General features: G+C 54.7%; 15 protein-coding genes and 1 pseudogene. 10 read left to right on the top strand and 6 right to left on the bottom strand.

What is annotated here, in order from left to right:
* Nucleotides 1-5: 5 nt before the first annotated feature.
* From rsxB to JQ848_RS04920, 3 genes and pseudogenes are all read left to right on the top strand, one after another.
* Nucleotides 6-1,016 (top strand): annotated as a pseudogene (gene rsxB / locus JQ848_RS04930) (electron transport complex subunit RsxB); the annotation flags it as partial.
* Between the two features lie 51 nt (nt 1,017-1,067).
* The gene (gene nth / locus JQ848_RS04925; protein ID WP_003443169.1) at nt 1,068-1,706 is read left to right on the top strand and encodes an endonuclease III; all 639 of its coding nucleotides are present in this window, start codon (nt 1,068-1,070) and stop codon (nt 1,704-1,706) included.
* Nucleotides 1,707-1,812: 106 nt separating this feature from the next.
* Nucleotides 1,813-1,995, top strand: a complete 183-nt coding sequence (locus JQ848_RS04920; protein ID WP_003443171.1) for a PA3496 family putative envelope integrity protein — start codon at nt 1,813-1,815, stop codon at nt 1,993-1,995.
* A gap of 85 nt (nt 1,996-2,080) precedes the next feature.
* On the opposite strand, the gene JQ848_RS04915 is transcribed toward JQ848_RS04920, so the two are convergent.
* The 3 genes from JQ848_RS04915 to JQ848_RS04905 form a co-directional block, all read right to left on the bottom strand.
* On the bottom strand, nt 2,081-2,707 hold the full coding sequence (locus JQ848_RS04915) for a response regulator transcription factor (RefSeq protein ID WP_003443174.1): 627 nt from the start codon (nt 2,705-2,707) through the stop codon (nt 2,081-2,083).
* 547 nt (nt 2,708-3,254) lie between these two features.
* Nucleotides 3,255-4,472, bottom strand: coding sequence for an argininosuccinate synthase (locus tag JQ848_RS04910; protein ID WP_003443176.1), 1,218 nt, complete (start codon nt 4,470-4,472; stop codon nt 3,255-3,257).
* 128 nt (nt 4,473-4,600) lie between these two features.
* Nucleotides 4,601-5,506, bottom strand: coding sequence for a flagellar protein MotY (locus JQ848_RS04905; RefSeq protein WP_328821702.1), 906 nt, complete (start codon nt 5,504-5,506; stop codon nt 4,601-4,603).
* Between the two features lie 155 nt (nt 5,507-5,661).
* Between JQ848_RS04905 and pyrC the strand changes: the two genes are divergently transcribed.
* Both pyrC and rnt read left to right on the top strand, forming a co-directional pair.
* Entirely contained in the window at nt 5,662-6,708 is a 1,047-nt protein-coding gene (gene pyrC / locus JQ848_RS04900; protein WP_127196123.1) for a dihydroorotase, read from the top strand.
* Complete coding sequence (gene rnt / locus JQ848_RS04895) at nt 6,705-7,379, top strand: ribonuclease T (protein ID WP_003443180.1); 675 nt, start codon at nt 6,705-6,707, stop codon at nt 7,377-7,379. The genes pyrC and rnt overlap by 4 nt, the downstream gene beginning before the upstream one ends.
* A gap of 77 nt (nt 7,380-7,456) precedes the next feature.
* On the opposite strand, the gene JQ848_RS04890 is transcribed toward rnt, so the two are convergent.
* Nucleotides 7,457-8,059, bottom strand: coding sequence for a peroxiredoxin (locus JQ848_RS04890; protein WP_003443181.1), 603 nt, complete (start codon nt 8,057-8,059; stop codon nt 7,457-7,459).
* Between the two features lie 283 nt (nt 8,060-8,342).
* On the opposite strand from JQ848_RS04890, the gene JQ848_RS04885 reads away from it, so the two are divergent.
* Both JQ848_RS04885 and bfr read left to right on the top strand, forming a co-directional pair.
* Nucleotides 8,343-8,561 (top strand): bacterioferritin-associated ferredoxin, encoded by a 219-nt coding sequence (locus JQ848_RS04885; protein WP_003443182.1) that lies wholly within the window; start codon nt 8,343-8,345, stop codon nt 8,559-8,561.
* A 198-nt stretch (nt 8,562-8,759) separates the two neighbouring features.
* The gene (bfr, locus tag JQ848_RS04880) at nt 8,760-9,230 is read left to right on the top strand and encodes a bacterioferritin (RefSeq protein WP_003443183.1); all 471 of its coding nucleotides are present in this window, start codon (nt 8,760-8,762) and stop codon (nt 9,228-9,230) included.
* A 101-nt stretch (nt 9,231-9,331) separates the two neighbouring features.
* Here bfr and grxD read toward each other — a convergent pair whose 3' ends face one another.
* A complete protein-coding gene (grxD, locus tag JQ848_RS04875) occupies nt 9,332-9,673 on the bottom strand; it encodes a Grx4 family monothiol glutaredoxin (RefSeq protein WP_003443184.1) in 342 nt (113 codons plus the stop codon).
* A gap of 409 nt (nt 9,674-10,082) precedes the next feature.
* Between grxD and argF the strand changes: the two genes are divergently transcribed.
* Together argF and JQ848_RS04865 are read left to right on the top strand one after the other, a co-directional pair.
* On the top strand, nt 10,083-11,003 hold the full coding sequence (argF, locus tag JQ848_RS04870) for an ornithine carbamoyltransferase (protein ID WP_202210315.1): 921 nt from the start codon (nt 10,083-10,085) through the stop codon (nt 11,001-11,003).
* Nucleotides 11,000-12,109 carry an ABC transporter ATP-binding protein gene (locus JQ848_RS04865; RefSeq protein WP_003443186.1) on the top strand — a complete coding sequence of 370 codons (1,110 nt, stop codon included), beginning with the start codon at nt 11,000-11,002 and terminating at the stop codon, nt 12,107-12,109. Before argF ends, JQ848_RS04865 begins: the two co-directional genes overlap by 4 nt.
* 113 nt (nt 12,110-12,222) lie before the next feature.
* Here JQ848_RS04865 and ybaK read toward each other — a convergent pair whose 3' ends face one another.
* On the bottom strand, nt 12,223-12,693 hold the full coding sequence (gene ybaK, locus JQ848_RS04860) for a Cys-tRNA(Pro) deacylase (RefSeq protein WP_010655659.1): 471 nt from the start codon (nt 12,691-12,693) through the stop codon (nt 12,223-12,225).
* 381 nt (nt 12,694-13,074) lie between these two features.
* On the opposite strand from ybaK, the gene JQ848_RS04855 reads away from it, so the two are divergent.
* On the top strand, nt 13,075-13,926 hold the full coding sequence (locus tag JQ848_RS04855; protein ID WP_202210314.1) for an MIP/aquaporin family protein: 852 nt from the start codon (nt 13,075-13,077) through the stop codon (nt 13,924-13,926).
* The last annotated feature ends 77 nt before the right edge of the window (nt 13,927-14,003 follow it).

Genomic DNA, 14,003 nt, shown 5'->3' with positions numbered 1-14,003 from the left:
CCCGCCGTCGCTGGACTGATCACACCATGAGCCTGATTCAACGTATTGATGCCTTATTGCCGCAAACCCAGTGCGGAAAATGCGGCCACCCCGGCTGCAAACCCTATGCGCAAGGTATTGCCCAGGGCGAGCCCATCAATAAATGCCCGCCCGGCGGGACCGAGACCATCGCCGCACTGGCTGATTTGCTTGCCATTCCCGTGGTGGCCCTGGACACCGGGCGTGGTACCGCGCCGGCACAGGTAGCCTACATTCGCGAAGCTGAGTGTATCGGCTGTACCAAGTGCATCCAGGCCTGCCCTGTCGACGCGATCCTCGGCGCAGCCAAGCTCATGCACACTGTAATCATTGATGAATGCACCGGTTGCGACCTCTGTGTTGCGCCCTGCCCTGTCGATTGCATAGAGATGCGCCCTCTGCCGGCCAATGTAATCCCGATTGTTGCCGGACTTGCCCACGAGCCCGAACAGTACAAGGCTCGTCACCAAAAGCGCGATCACGCACGCAGCCGCTTTGAGCGACGTACCGAACGCCTGCTCCGTGAGGAGCAACACAAACAGGCAGAACGCCTGGCACGCGCCCAGCGTTCGTCAGCCGTCGACGGCACCGGGCAACTCAAAGAGCCGACAACCGGGTCTTCCAGTGCCGACGAAATGGCGCTGAAAAAAGCCAAGGTCACACTGGCAATGGCACGCGCGCAGTTAAACAAATCGCTTAAAGCCTTTGGTCATCCTCCTACTGCACAACAGCAATCCCAGCTAGTGCTCCTGCAACAACAATTTGAGGCAGCCGAACAGGCACTGGCGCAATTTGAACCTGCCCCAGAAGCCTCAATTAGCGCACCGGCCATAAACAACGCGGAACTTAAACGTGCAAAAATCCAGCTCGCCATGCGCCGGGCAGAACTTAAAAAAGCCATCACCCAAGAACAGCCCAGTGCGCAACTGGCGCTTTTGAATGACGCGGTTACACAGGCAGAATTGGCAATCAGCGCTTTGGAGTCACCCGAAGCCTGATGGATTTTAGCCATGAAATAACTGACCGCTCTCCAGGAATTGTGTTTACCCATGAACGCCGCAAAGCGCCTTGAAATATTTCGCCGGTTTCACGAAGACAATCCCGAGCCCAAAACCGAACTGGCCTACACGTCTCCCTTCGAATTATTGATTGCCGTTATCTTGTCTGCGCAAGCCACCGACGTAAGCGTGAACAAGGCAATGGCCAAATTGTTTCCAGTCGCAAATACCCCAGAAGCCATCTACGCTCTGGGAGTGGAAGGGCTGTCGCAGTACATCAAAACCATCGGCCTGTATAACAGCAAGGCCAAGAACGTTATCGAAACCTGTCGTTTACTGATTGAACGGCATGCCGGCCAGGTTCCACAAACCCGCGAGGAGCTTGAAGCGCTTCCCGGTGTAGGTCGTAAAACAGCAAACGTCGTGCTTAACACCGCCTTCAGACAGCTGACCATGGCCGTAGATACCCATATTTTCAGGGTCAGTAACCGAACCGGTATTGCACCAGGCAAAAATGTGGTCGAGGTTGAAAAGCAATTAATGAAATTCGTACCCAAGCCTTATCTGCTCGACGCCCACCACTGGCTCATCCTGCATGGTCGTTACGTTTGCCAGGCGCGCAAGCCGCGCTGCGGGAGCTGCCGCATAGAAGACCTGTGTGAATTCAAGCAAAAGACCTCTGACGATTGAGCGATAGAGCGTTTATGTGCTGATCGATTGAGAAAATCTTTTTTACCCGCGCAGCGATTATCGCTATAAGGGGCGCCATTGAATGTCTTAGCCTGGAGTGAACTGAATGAGCACTGGCAAAGAACAACTGGAAGTGGAAGAAGATTTTCCTGTCTCAGATCCGGAAGAGATAGTGGAACCTGTGGTTGAGGTAGCTAAAACCAATTTGGCCAAACGCCGGACGATTGATGCGCTTTTAGCTGAAAAGCGCCTGAAAAAAGAGCTGGAAGATTATCCTTACGATCTTTGACTTTTAGCTCGCGAGATCAAAAGCCTCCATTAACGGAGGCTTTTTGTTTTCAGGAGCTGTCGAAGAGCAACGGCTCACATCCTATTCATTCCAGACCATTACGCTGCGCCAATTCAATAAGATCAACCAGCGAGCGGGCATTGAGTTTCAATAGAAGACGCGTTTTGTAAGTACTCACGGTCTTGTTACTCAAAAATATGCTGTCGGCTATTTCCTTGTTGCTCTTACCCCTTGCCAGTTGTTGCAGCACCATCATTTCCCGCCCCGACAGACGATTGATCATATCTGTTTCACTGGTACTACCAAAATTGGAACGCGTGGAGTGCAAGGCCTGGCTCGGAAAATAGCTATACCCTGAAAGCACTGCCTTGATCGCACTCAACAGCTCAGTCAAACCTTGCTGCTTGCAAACGTAACCCGCGGCCCCCGCCTGCATGCAACGCATGGAAAAATGGCCGGGCACTTGCGAGGTCAACACCAATATCTTTATAGGCATTACAGTTGTTGACAAGCGAGCTATAACTTCAAGGCCGTCAAGCCGGGGGATTCCGATATCCAGAATCACAATATCGGGTGTGTGCTCGCGAGCAAGTTGCAAAGCATCCACACCATTGTCCGTCTCTGCTATGACTTCGTATCCATGTCGCTCCATGAGCACGCGCACAGCAAGACGAACTACCGGGTGATCATCCACGATCATTACTTTATTCATGGGACAATTCCATTTTTCGCCGTTCTAAATTTTAGAGCCAATACAATAACCTAGTCATAACAGCCTGGGCATACCTCCTTGCCAGGTACCAACATTCAAAGAAAATTCCTACACGAAATAAAGATTTATCCTAAAAAAAAAACACCAAACGATTATTAGTCCCTCTCGCAAAACTTGTGGGCACTGTGTCCGGACAAGAGAGCTCTCAGATTGTATATTCAATCTTCATTGCGACTCACAGGCATTACTACAAACTGTAGTAAGTTCCATCAGGTTCACCTGGCGACTTGAAGTGCGCACGCTGCGCCAACCCGAAATCAAGCCCATGATCATGCCGCCAACAGCTCTGGCATTGCATTTTTCAAATTGATCCGTATCAAAATATAACATCAGAACACATTAATCTGTTTCTGATTAATTCAAACTATGCCGCAAGTTTTTTACCCGCAAAGACATGTATGTGTATACCTCTGATGTTGACAACGACACTTCAGGCAGAGCAAAAAAAACCCGGCCTGAAGGCCGGGTTTTTTCATGTGTGCATATATCAGAACAGTTTACGGCCTTTATTCGCAGCAATACGCATGCGCAAGGCGTTCAACTTGATGAATCCAGCGGCATCAGCCTGGTTGTAAGCGCCGCCGTCTTCTTCGAATGTTGCAATATTTGCATCAAACAACGATTCATCAGATTTGCGACCGGTAACGATCACGTTGCCTTTGTACAGCTTGAGGCGAACTACACCGTTAACGTGAGCCTGGGAAGCATCAATCATTTGTTGCAGCATGATGCGCTCAGGGCTCCACCAGTAGCCGGTGTAGATCAGGCTGGCGTACTTGGGCATCAACTCGTCTTTCAGGTGTGCAACTTCACGATCCAGAGTAATCGACTCAATGGCACGGTGAGCGCGCAGCATAATGGTGCCGCCCGGAGTTTCGTAGCAGCCACGGGACTTCATGCCGACATAACGGTTTTCAACGATGTCGAGACGGCCAATGCCGTGCTCGCCGCCGATACGGTTCAAGGTCGCCAGGACTGTAGCCGGGGTCATTTCAACGCCGTCCAGCGCGACGATATCACCGTTGCGGTAGGTCAGTTCCAGGTACTGCGGGGTGTCAGGCGCTTTCTCCGGGGAGACGGTCCAACGCCACATGTCTTCTTCATGCTCGGTCCAGGTGTCTTCCAGCACGCCGCCCTCGTAAGAGATGTGCAGCAAGTTGGCGTCCATCGAGTACGGCGATTTTTTCTTGCCGTGACGCTCGATCGGGATGGAATGCTTTTCAGCATAATCCATCAGCTTTTCACGGGAGAGCAGATCCCACTCACGCCATGGCGCAATTACCTTCACACCAGGCTTCAGTGCGTAGGCACCCAGTTCGAAACGAACCTGATCGTTACCCTTGCCTGTCGCGCCATGGGAGATGGCATCTGCACCGGTTTCGTTGGCGATTTCGATCAGGCGCTTGGCAATCAGCGGACGTGCGATGGAAGTACCCAGCAGGTACTCGCCTTCGTAAACGGTGTTGGCGCGGAACATAGGGAACACGAAGTCTCGAACAAACTCTTCGCGCAGGTCATCAATATAGATTTCCTTGACGCCCATGGCTTGCGCCTTGGCGCGTGCAGGCTCGACCTCTTCCCCCTGACCCAGGTCAGCGGTGAAGGTTACGACTTCACAGTTATAAGTATCCTGCAGCCACTTGAGGATCACCGAAGTGTCCAGGCCGCCCGAATAAGCCAGAACGACCTTGTTTACGTCCGCCATGCCATCACTCCACGGGTTGTTCGAAAAGCCGAACAGTCTACCGCTCAAGTGGGAGAAATTACAGAGGCGCGACACGTTAAGACGACAAAGCGACAGTAAGTTTCAACAAGGCGACCAGTCGTCGCAACTCAGGACGCCGTACCCAAACTCGCCACACTGGCTGACGGGGCGGCTTTTCCGGGCTCGGGCACACGCTCCATGCGCACGCTGACACGACGGTTTTTAGCGCGGTTGCTGGCACTGGTATTAGGCACCAAGGGGTATTGTTCGCCATGGAAGCGCAACGTCATCTGCGATTCTTGCATGCCGCTTTCCTTGAAGTAGTTCATCACCGCCAGGGCCCGGCGCCGCGACAACTCACGATTGGTCAAACGATTGCCGCTATTGTCTGAATAGCCGTCAAGGATGAGGTGATTGACCGTAGGGTCTGCCTTTAAGTAGTCGAGCATGACTTGCAAATTGGTCCGGGCCTTGATGTCCAGCTCGATGCCACCGTCTGGAAATCCGATCTGGCTTTGGCGCACCTGCTCGAAGTTTTTGGCCAACAGCTTTGTAGTACAGGCCTCATAATCGCCGTAGGCCTGGCGAAACTTGACCGGCAATAAACGAACCTCCGACAAACCGCCGGCAGGCGAGTAATGCCTCACCAGGGGGCTACGGCCTTCCAGCAGGCCACGAAACAAGCGCCCTGCCTGGGCCTGCGAACTGTTGAAAAGTACGTGGCCGCGCCCTATGCGCACCGGCCCCAGATCAATGTCACCCCGACCCGGCTGCCACGGCGCAGCGGCTGCCAGCAAGGTTGCAGAACCTTCACCCAGCATTGAGTTGTAGGCATTGAGGCGAAATACGGCCTGCTCGCCTGCACGGCGCACGAAGGCTCCCGAACCGAAATCGGTAATAGGCTGGATCAGCCGGCATTCAAATTTGTCGCCCTCGACCTTCCACTCAATATTCTCCAGTCGAGTCTGAAAAGTCAGGGCCATGGCTGGCAGGCTGGCAAACATGCCGAGCAGAATGAAATAACACTGGCGCACCGCAGCCTCCACAGCCTTGTACTGCAAAAAAACAGTCCGTCGGTTTACCGCAGACCCTTCGTATATCGGTTAGCCGCGACAAAACTTGATAGCGAGTGCCTGAGAGAGTCTTTTCCGGTAGCATTCGCATCAGTTTGACCCGCCTGGAATTCCCAATGTCTGACCGCCTGACCCTGCTGCGTCCCGACGACTGGCATATACATCTTCGCGATGGTGCTGTGTTGCCCCACACTGTCGCAGATGTGGCGCGCACTTTTGGCCGCGCCATCATCATGCCAAACCTGGTACCTCCGGTGCGTAATGCCGCCGAAGCAGATGCCTACCGCCAGCGCATTTTGGCTGCTCGCCCGGCTGGTAGCCGTTTCGAGCCGCTGATGGTGCTTTACCTCACTGACCGTACCCAGCCTGAAGACATCCGCACGGCCAAGGCCTGTGGCTTCGTGCACGCCGCCAAGCTGTATCCGGCTGGCGCCACGACCAACTCCGATTCTGGCGTGACCAGCATCGATGCGATCTTCCCGGTCCTTGAAGTCATGGCCGAAGTCGGCATGCCCTTGCTGATACACGGCGAAGTTACCCGCGCCAACGTCGACGTGTTTGACCGCGAAAAAATCTTTATCGACGAGCATATGCGCCGCGTTGTTGATCGCTTCCCGACCCTCAAAGTCGTGTTCGAGCACATCACCACCGCAGATGCAGTGCAGTTCGTCAATGAAGCTTCGGCTAACGTAGGCGCAACCATTACGGCTCACCACCTGCTTTACAACCGCAACCACATGCTGGTTGGCGGCATTCGCCCGCACTTCTATTGCCTGCCGATCCTCAAGCGCAACACCCATCAGGAAGCCCTGCTGGATGCGGCCACGAGCGGCAGCGAGAAGTTCTTCCTGGGCACAGACTCGGCGCCCCATGCCCAGCATGCCAAAGAAGCCGCGTGCGGATGTGCCGGGTGCTACACCGCCTACGCAGCCATCGAGATGTATGCCGAAGCATTTGAACAGCGTAACGCGCTGGACAAACTGGAAGCCTTTGCCAGCTTGAACGGCCCCCGTTTCTACGGACTGGCCCCCAGTACCGAACACATCACCCTGGTTCGCCAGGAGTGGACCGCCCCAACCAGTCTGCCATTCGGCGAGCTGACCGTAATTCCGCTGCGCGCCGGTGAAAAACTGCGCTGGCGCCTGCTGGAGGAACAGCTGTGAGTGACGACCATTATGATGACGAACACGAAGGCGGTCATGGCGGCGGCTCACGCCACCCGATGGCCGAGCGTTTTCGCGGCTATCTGCCGGTCGTAATCGATGTTGAAACCGGCGGTTTCAACAGCGCCACTGATGCCTTGCTGGAAATTGCAGCGGTCACCATCGGCATGGATGAAAGAGGCTTTGTGTATCCCGAACACACCTATTTCCACCGTGTCGAACCCTTTGAAGGCGCGAACATCGAAGCTGCGGCACTGGAATTTACCGGTATCAAGCTTGATCACCCGTTGCGCATGGCTGTCAGCGAAGAAACGGCCCTGACCGACATCTTCCGTGGCGTGCGTAAAGCCCTGAAAGCCAACGGCTGCAAACGCGCCATTCTGGTGGGTCACAACAGCAGCTTTGACCTGGGTTTCCTCAACGCAGCTGTCGCGCGTCTGGACATGAAACGCAACCCGTTTCACCCGTTCTCCAGCTTCGACACCGCCACCCTGGCAGGCCTGGCATACGGCCAGACGGTATTGGCCAAAGCCTGTCAAACAGCCGATATCGACTTTGACGGCCGTGAAGCTCACTCGGCACGCTATGACACTGAAAAGACCGCCGAGCTGTTCTGCGGCATTGTTAACCGCTGGAAACAAATGGGTGGCTGGAAAGACTTCAACGACTGATCCTGTGGTCAAGGCTTACTTCACCCCATAAAAAAACCGGACCCAGGGTCCGGTTTTTTTATGCCTGAAGCAGACCCTTACAGCTGGTCAGCATTCTCGGTCAGGTAAGCAGCAACGCCTGCAGTCGAAGCAGTCATGCCTTTGTCGCCTTTCTTCCAGTTGGCAGGGCAAACTTCGCCGTGCTCTTCGTGGAATTGCAGAGCGTCTACCAGACGCAGCAGCTCATCCATGTTACGGCCCAGTGGCAGGTCGTTAACGATCTGGGAGCGAACAACGCCTTTGTCATCGATCAGGAATGCGCCACGCAGAGCAACGCCGCCTTCGGTTTCAACGTCATAAGCCTTGCAGATTGCGTGATTGATGTCGGCTGCCATGGTGTATTTCACCTGGCCGATGCCGCCATTGTTCACTGGCGTGTTGCGCCATGCGTTGTGAGTGAAATGGGAGTCGATGGACACGGCTACCACTTCAACGTTACGCGCCTGGAACTCAGGAATGCGGTGATCCAGAGCAATCAGCTCGGACGGGCAAACGAAAGTGAAGTCCAGCGGGTAGAAGAACACCAGGCCATATTTACCTTTGATGGCAGTGGACAGCGAGAAGCTGTCAACGATTTCGCCATTGCCGAGTACGGCTGCGACGGTGAAGTCAGGGGCTTGTTTGCCTACGAGTACGCTCATTGGATATCTCCTGGTGTGCAACGTGAAAAACGGGACCCGGCCAGGCTGCCATCGTGAAACAACAGCCTTGAAACCAGCTCTCGCGGAAAAAATGACCGTCCATCATACACCGCTCGTCCGAACCGGCCTTAACCCTTTTTCACCCCCCGAAAAACTCTCGACTCGTACCGTTCGTCACTACAGGACCGCCAAGGCCTGATTGAGACTCAAGGTACTTTGACAATCATTCTCGTTAACATTAAGATCCTTCGCATTGAATCCCAACCAGCGATGGTTCTTATTTATGTACGTTTGCCTTTGCACTGGCGTCACCGATGGAAAAATCCGCGACGCAATCTACGACGGTTGCTGCAGCTACCGTGAAGTGCGTGAAGCGACGGGTGTCGCAAGCCAATGTGGCAAATGTGCCTGTCTGGCCAAGCAAGTGGTTCGTGAAACCCTGTCCTCGTTGCAAGCCAGCCAGTCTGTGATGAGTTATCCGGCGGAATTTTCAGTCGCCTGAATCGAGAATTTTGAAGAGCCGGACTTAATGTCCGGTTTTTTTATGTCTAAAATTCAAGCGCTTAGGACCAAGACGCGGAACACAAACATTCTTATTCCGATTAATTTTCATTTATTATTCAAACACTTAGGTTTGACAGTCGTAAGTACGCGGATCAAACTCTGCCTTATATACGGTTACTTAAGGCAGGCCCTAGCCATGAAAGGCGACATTTCAGTCATCCAGCACCTCAACAAAATTCTCGGCAACGAACTGGTCGCTATCAACCAATACTTCCTGCATGCACGCATGTATCAGGATTGGGGCCTGGAGAAGTTGGGTGCACACGAGTACCACGAGTCCATCGACGAGATGAAACACGCGGACAAACTGATCAAGCGCATCCTGTTCCTTGAAGGCCTGCCAAACGTACAAGACCTGGGCAAGCTGCACATCGGCGAGCACACAAAAGAAATGCTGGAGTGCGACCTGCGCATCGAAAGGACCGGCCACGCCGATCTCAAGACCGCGATCGCACACTGCGAAGTTGTAGGTGACTTTGGCAGCCGTGAACTTCTGGAAGATATTCTTGAATCTGAAGAAGAGCATATCGACTGGCTGGAAACACAGCTGGGCCTGATCGACAAAGTAGGGATTGAGAATTACCTGCAGTCGCAAATGGGTGAATAACCAACACGCCACGGCTCAATAAAAAAGCCCCGCCCTGTTTAATCAGGAGCGGGGCTTTTTATGCACGGTCACTTAACTAAAAGTGACCGTGGCGATTGTCTTCACGCTTCAGTCTTGCTCGCTGCGGCTTTTTCTACAGCGGCTTTGATCGTCGACTGCAAAGAACCGTCTGCTGCCATCTCGGTCATGATGTCGCTACCGCCGATCAATTCACCACCTACCCACAGCTGCGGGAAAGTTGGCCAGTTGGCGTATTTCGGCAGGTTGGCGCGAATTTCAGGATTCTGAAGGATATCCACGTAAGCGAATTTCTCACCGCAGGCCATGACAGCTTGCGCAGCTTTAGCCGAAAAGCCGCACTGCGGGGCGTTCGGGGAGCCTTTCATGTAGAGCAGAATGGTGTTGTTAGCAATCTGTTCTTTAATAGTTTCGATGATATCCATGGAGCACCTCGGCTGAACTTTCCGACTCAGTTGTCGGCACGGTGGCGCATTGTAACGGAAAGCCGGGCCTGACGCTCGGTCTCCCCGACAGACAATAGTCCGAATTCCCACCTGCGGAGCAGCGCCAACATGGCACACAATTGCCAAGCAGCCTGAGGGCAGTGTACAAATGGGCCGCTGAGGTGAGGCAAACCACTCAATGGTGGTTCAAGCCTGGTGCTCATATAGCGCAAGTCTCGCTCGAACCTCTAAACGCACGACCCTTATTGGCAAGACGCGACATTTCCTTATAAGATCGCGCCTTCCCCTATTTCCGTCGCCCCGTGCGGCTTTCGCCGCAGGTCTCGCCCGTTTTTCCGAAAAACCCGGCTTTGAGCATCTGCGATCGTTGCAAAAAAGGTAGTTTATGATGAGCGCAAGGCACTTTCTCTCCCTGATGGATTGCACGCCCGAAGAACTACTCAGCGTGATTCGTCGCGGTATCGAGCTCAAGGACCTGCGCGAGCGCGGCGTACTCTTCGAACCCCTGAAGAACCGCGTTCTGGGAATGATTTTCGAAAAGTCATCGACCCGTACCCGACTGTCTTTTGAAGCCGGCATGATTCAACTTGGCGGTCAGGCCATCTTCCTGTCCCCACGCGATACCCAATTGGGTCGTGGCGAGCCGATCGGCGACTGCGCCATTGTCATGTCACGCATGCTTGACGCTGTCATGATCCGCACCTTTGCCCACAGCACCTTGACCGAATTCGCAGCCAATTCCCGGGTACCGGTCATCAACGGCCTCTCGGACGATCTGCACCCCTGCCAACTGCTGGCCGACATGCAGACCTACCAGGAACATCGCGGCTCGATCAAAGGCAAAACCGTGGCCTGGATCGGCGATGGCAACAACATGTGCAACAGCTATATAGAAGCGGCGATCCAGTTCGACTTCCAGCTGCGTGTGGCCTGCCCTGAAGGCTATGAGCCCAACCCCGGGTTCGTGGCCCTGGCTGGTGATCGCGTAACCATCGTCCGCGATCCCCGTGAGGCTGTAGCGGGCGCCCATCTGGTGAGTACTGACGTCTGGACCTCGATGGGTCAGGAAGAAGAAACGGCCAAGCGTTTAAAGCTGTTTGCACCCTATCAGGTCAACCGCGCCCTGCTCGACCTTGCCGCCGAAGATGTGCTGTTCATGCACTGCCTGCCTGCGCACCGGGGTGAAGAAATCAGCCTCGACCTGCTGGACGACCAGCGCTCTGTCGCGTGGGATCAGGCCGAAAACCGCCTGCACGCGCAAAAAGCACTGCTCGAATTTCTCGTTCAACCGGCGTACCAACCCGTATGAGCCAGCCGCTATTGCTCAACCTGCGCGACCTGGCCTGTGGATACCAGGGCCAGAGCGTGGTGCAAAACCTCAACCTGCATCTCAATGCAGGGGACATTGGCTGCCTGCTTGGCTCCTCGGGGTGCGGGAAAACCACTACGTTGCGCGCTATTGCCGGCTTCGAACCCGTACACCAGGGTGAAATCCAGCTGGCCGGCGAAGTCATCTCCAGTGCCGGTTTCACACTGGCACCCGAGAAACGTCGCATCGGCATGGTGTTTCAGGACTACGCTCTTTTTCCGCATCTAAGCGTGGCCGACAACATCGCGTTCGGCATCCGCAAACACCCTGACAAAGAGCGCGTAACCCAAGAGCTGCTTGAACTGGTCAACCTCAAGAACCTTGGCAAACGCTTCCCCCACGAGCTTTCCGGCGGCCAGCAGCAACGGGTCGCTCTGGCCCGTGCTCTGGCCCCCGAGCCACAGCTGTTACTGCTTGACGAGCCCTTCTCCAACCTCGATGGCGAACTGCGGCGCAAGCTCAGCCATGAGGTGCGCGACATCCTGAAAGCCCGTGGCACCAGCGCAATTCTGGTAACCCACGACCAGGAAGAAGCCTTCGCTGTCAGCGACCATGTCGGCGTCTTCAAGGAAGGCCGCCTTGAACAGTGGGATACCCCCTACAACCTTTACCACGAGCCTCTGACGCCGTTTGTTGCGAGTTTTATAGGTCAGGGTTACTTCATTCGCGGGCAGTTGCTGAGCCCGGAGTCGGTACAAACCGAGCTGGGCGTATTACGAGGCAATCGTGCCTACACCTGGCCGACCGGAGGTGCAGTTGATGTGCTACTGCGTCCGGACGATATCGTCTACGCCCCGGACAGTGAGCTGAAGGCGCGAATTATCGGCAAAACCTTTTTGGGCGCATCGACCCTGTACCGCCTGCAACTGCCTACCGGCAGCCAGCTGGAGTCGATTTTCCCGAGCCATGCCGATCACTTGCCGGGAGCAGAAGTCGGCATTCGCGTTGCAGCCGAACATCTGGTGATGTTCCAGACCAGCGGCAGTACGGCTGCGCAAATTCAACACACCGAGTCTGGCGTAAGACGTTTCAGTACAACTGGTTAAGCGGTCGCTGCCAGACCAGATCCCACATTTTTGAACTGCAAAACCCCGCATGAGCGAGCTTTTCAACGCAATAACGAAGAGCTCGTGGGGGCAAGCGGGTTCCTGCAACCCCCTCAGATACGCCCCACAGGCGCAAAGATTGCCTGGGTGTGCTCTGCCAGTACCGCAGGCGCCAGTTCCACTTCCAGTCCGCGTCGACCGGCGCTGACAAAAATCGTCGCAAAACCCTGTGCACTTTGATCAATAAAGGTGCGCAGGCGTTTCTTCTGCCCCAGCGGACTGATGCCGCCCAATAGATACCCCGTCGCACGCTGTGCTGCCGCAGGGTCCGCCATTTCGACTTTCTTGACCGCAGCCGCCTGGGCCAGCGCTTTTAAATCGAGACTTCCGACGACCGGTACAACGGCCACCAGCAGCTCACCCTTTTCACTGCTGGCCAACAGTGTCTTGAACACCTGCGCCGGCGTGAGACCAAGCTTTTCCGCGGCCTCCAACCCATAGGACGCGGCCTTGGGGTCGTGTTCGTAGCTGTGTACCCGGTGTTCGGCGCGAACTTTTTTCAGCAGGTCCAGTGCAGGCGTCATGACAGCTCCAGTCAGGAATCGGACGAAGTAAACCAAGCCCGAATATTAGGCTATTGCACGGCAAAAAGGCGCTGGAGCAGGCCTTTCAGCGCCCCAGCAAGCTGAAACGTTAAACTCGAACCTACCAATTTGTGTTCTTTGCTTACACAAAAATAAGTACCAAACCTGCGGTAAAAAGTCAGAATGTGGCTGAGCGTTCACTTTCGACCTTTGACAGCAGTGTTTCTTGTCTATATTTTTTCGAATATGAATATACCCGAGCATTTCAGCCATTCTGTTACCCAGGCCTGAAAAACCCGGATCGAGACGCTCCGGTTTTAATACAGCCCCATTGGCAACCCGGACTGACAACGTAAAAAAACAACAAAAACGAGGTTTAAAATGACGACTGCTACCCGGCACCCCACACTTTCAGGCCAGTGCATGGCCGAGTTTCTCGGCACCGCGCTGCTAATTTTCTTCGGCACAGGTTGTGTTGCAGCCCTCAAGGTAGGCGGTGCCAGCCTGGGCCTGTGGGAAATCAGCATCATCTGGGGGGTTGGGGTAAGCATGGCGATCTACCTGACTGCGGGCGTGTCCGGTGCGCACCTGAACCCCGCCGTCAGCATCGCACTCTGTCTGTTTACCGATTTCGACAAGCGCAAACTTCCCTTCTACATCATCGCCCAGGTCGCGGGAGCCTTTTGCGCAGCGGCTTTGGTATACACGCTCTACAGCAATTTATTTTTCGATTACGAACAAACCCATCAAATGGTTCGCGGCAGCCAGGCAAGCCTGGAACTGGCCTCGGTGTTCTCGACCTATCCACACCCTGCACTCTCGACCTTGCAAGCTTTCCTCGTCGAAATGGTCATTACCGCAATCCTCATGGGCGTGATCATGGCCCTGACCGATGACAAGAACGGTTTGCCCCGCGGCCCATTGGCGCCGTTGCTGATTGGCTTGTTGATTGCGGTAATCGGCAGCTCGATGGGTCCGCTGACAGGTTTTGCAATGAACCCTGCGCGTGATTTCGGGCCCAAGCTGATGACTTTCTTTGCTGGCTGGGGTGACATTTCGCTTACTGGCGGGCGCGACATTCCTTATTTCCTGATTCCAATCTTTGCCCCGATCGTGGGTGCCTGCCTCGGCGCAGCCATATATCGCGGGATGATTGCCCGCCACTTGCCTGCTGACGAACCCGTGGCAACGGACGCCCAAGCCATCGCAGAGGTAAAAACCCAGGCTTCCTGATATCGACTTATGAAACGGGGCGCACGAGACTACTGCCCATAACTTTCTCGCGCCCTGAACCCATTACTTCATTCTGC

The sequence above is a fragment of the Pseudomonas paraversuta genome, assembly GCF_904067025.1.
Lineage (GTDB): Bacteria > Pseudomonadota > Gammaproteobacteria > Pseudomonadales > Pseudomonadaceae > Aquipseudomonas > Aquipseudomonas paraversuta.
The sequence above is the reverse complement of the archived record's forward strand: the minus strand, read 5'-3'. Positions and strand labels throughout refer to the sequence as shown.

Coding starts and splice junctions, on each gene's coding strand:
- JQ848_RS04910 (WP_003443176.1), bottom strand. CDS start 4,472: ATGGCGGACGTAAACAAGGTCGTTCTGGCTTATTCGGGCGGCCTGGAC.
- nth (WP_003443169.1), top strand. CDS start 1,068: ATGAACGCCGCAAAGCGCCTTGAAATATTTCGCCGGTTTCACGAAGAC.
- pyrC (WP_127196123.1), top strand. CDS start 5,662: ATGTCTGACCGCCTGACCCTGCTGCGTCCCGACGACTGGCATATACAT.
- JQ848_RS04915 (WP_003443174.1), bottom strand. CDS start 2,707: ATGAATAAAGTAATGATCGTGGATGATCACCCGGTAGTTCGTCTTGCT.
- argF (WP_202210315.1), top strand. CDS start 10,083: ATGAGCGCAAGGCACTTTCTCTCCCTGATGGATTGCACGCCCGAAGAA.
- JQ848_RS04885 (WP_003443182.1), top strand. CDS start 8,343: ATGTACGTTTGCCTTTGCACTGGCGTCACCGATGGAAAAATCCGCGAC.
- JQ848_RS04920 (WP_003443171.1), top strand. CDS start 1,813: ATGAGCACTGGCAAAGAACAACTGGAAGTGGAAGAAGATTTTCCTGTC.
- bfr (WP_003443183.1), top strand. CDS start 8,760: ATGAAAGGCGACATTTCAGTCATCCAGCACCTCAACAAAATTCTCGGC.
- ybaK (WP_010655659.1), bottom strand. CDS start 12,693: ATGACGCCTGCACTGGACCTGCTGAAAAAAGTTCGCGCCGAACACCGG.
- grxD (WP_003443184.1), bottom strand. CDS start 9,673: ATGGATATCATCGAAACTATTAAAGAACAGATTGCTAACAACACCATT.
- JQ848_RS04855 (WP_202210314.1), top strand. CDS start 13,075: ATGACGACTGCTACCCGGCACCCCACACTTTCAGGCCAGTGCATGGCC.
- JQ848_RS04865 (WP_003443186.1), top strand. CDS start 11,000: ATGAGCCAGCCGCTATTGCTCAACCTGCGCGACCTGGCCTGTGGATAC.
- JQ848_RS04890 (WP_003443181.1), bottom strand. CDS start 8,059: ATGAGCGTACTCGTAGGCAAACAAGCCCCTGACTTCACCGTCGCAGCC.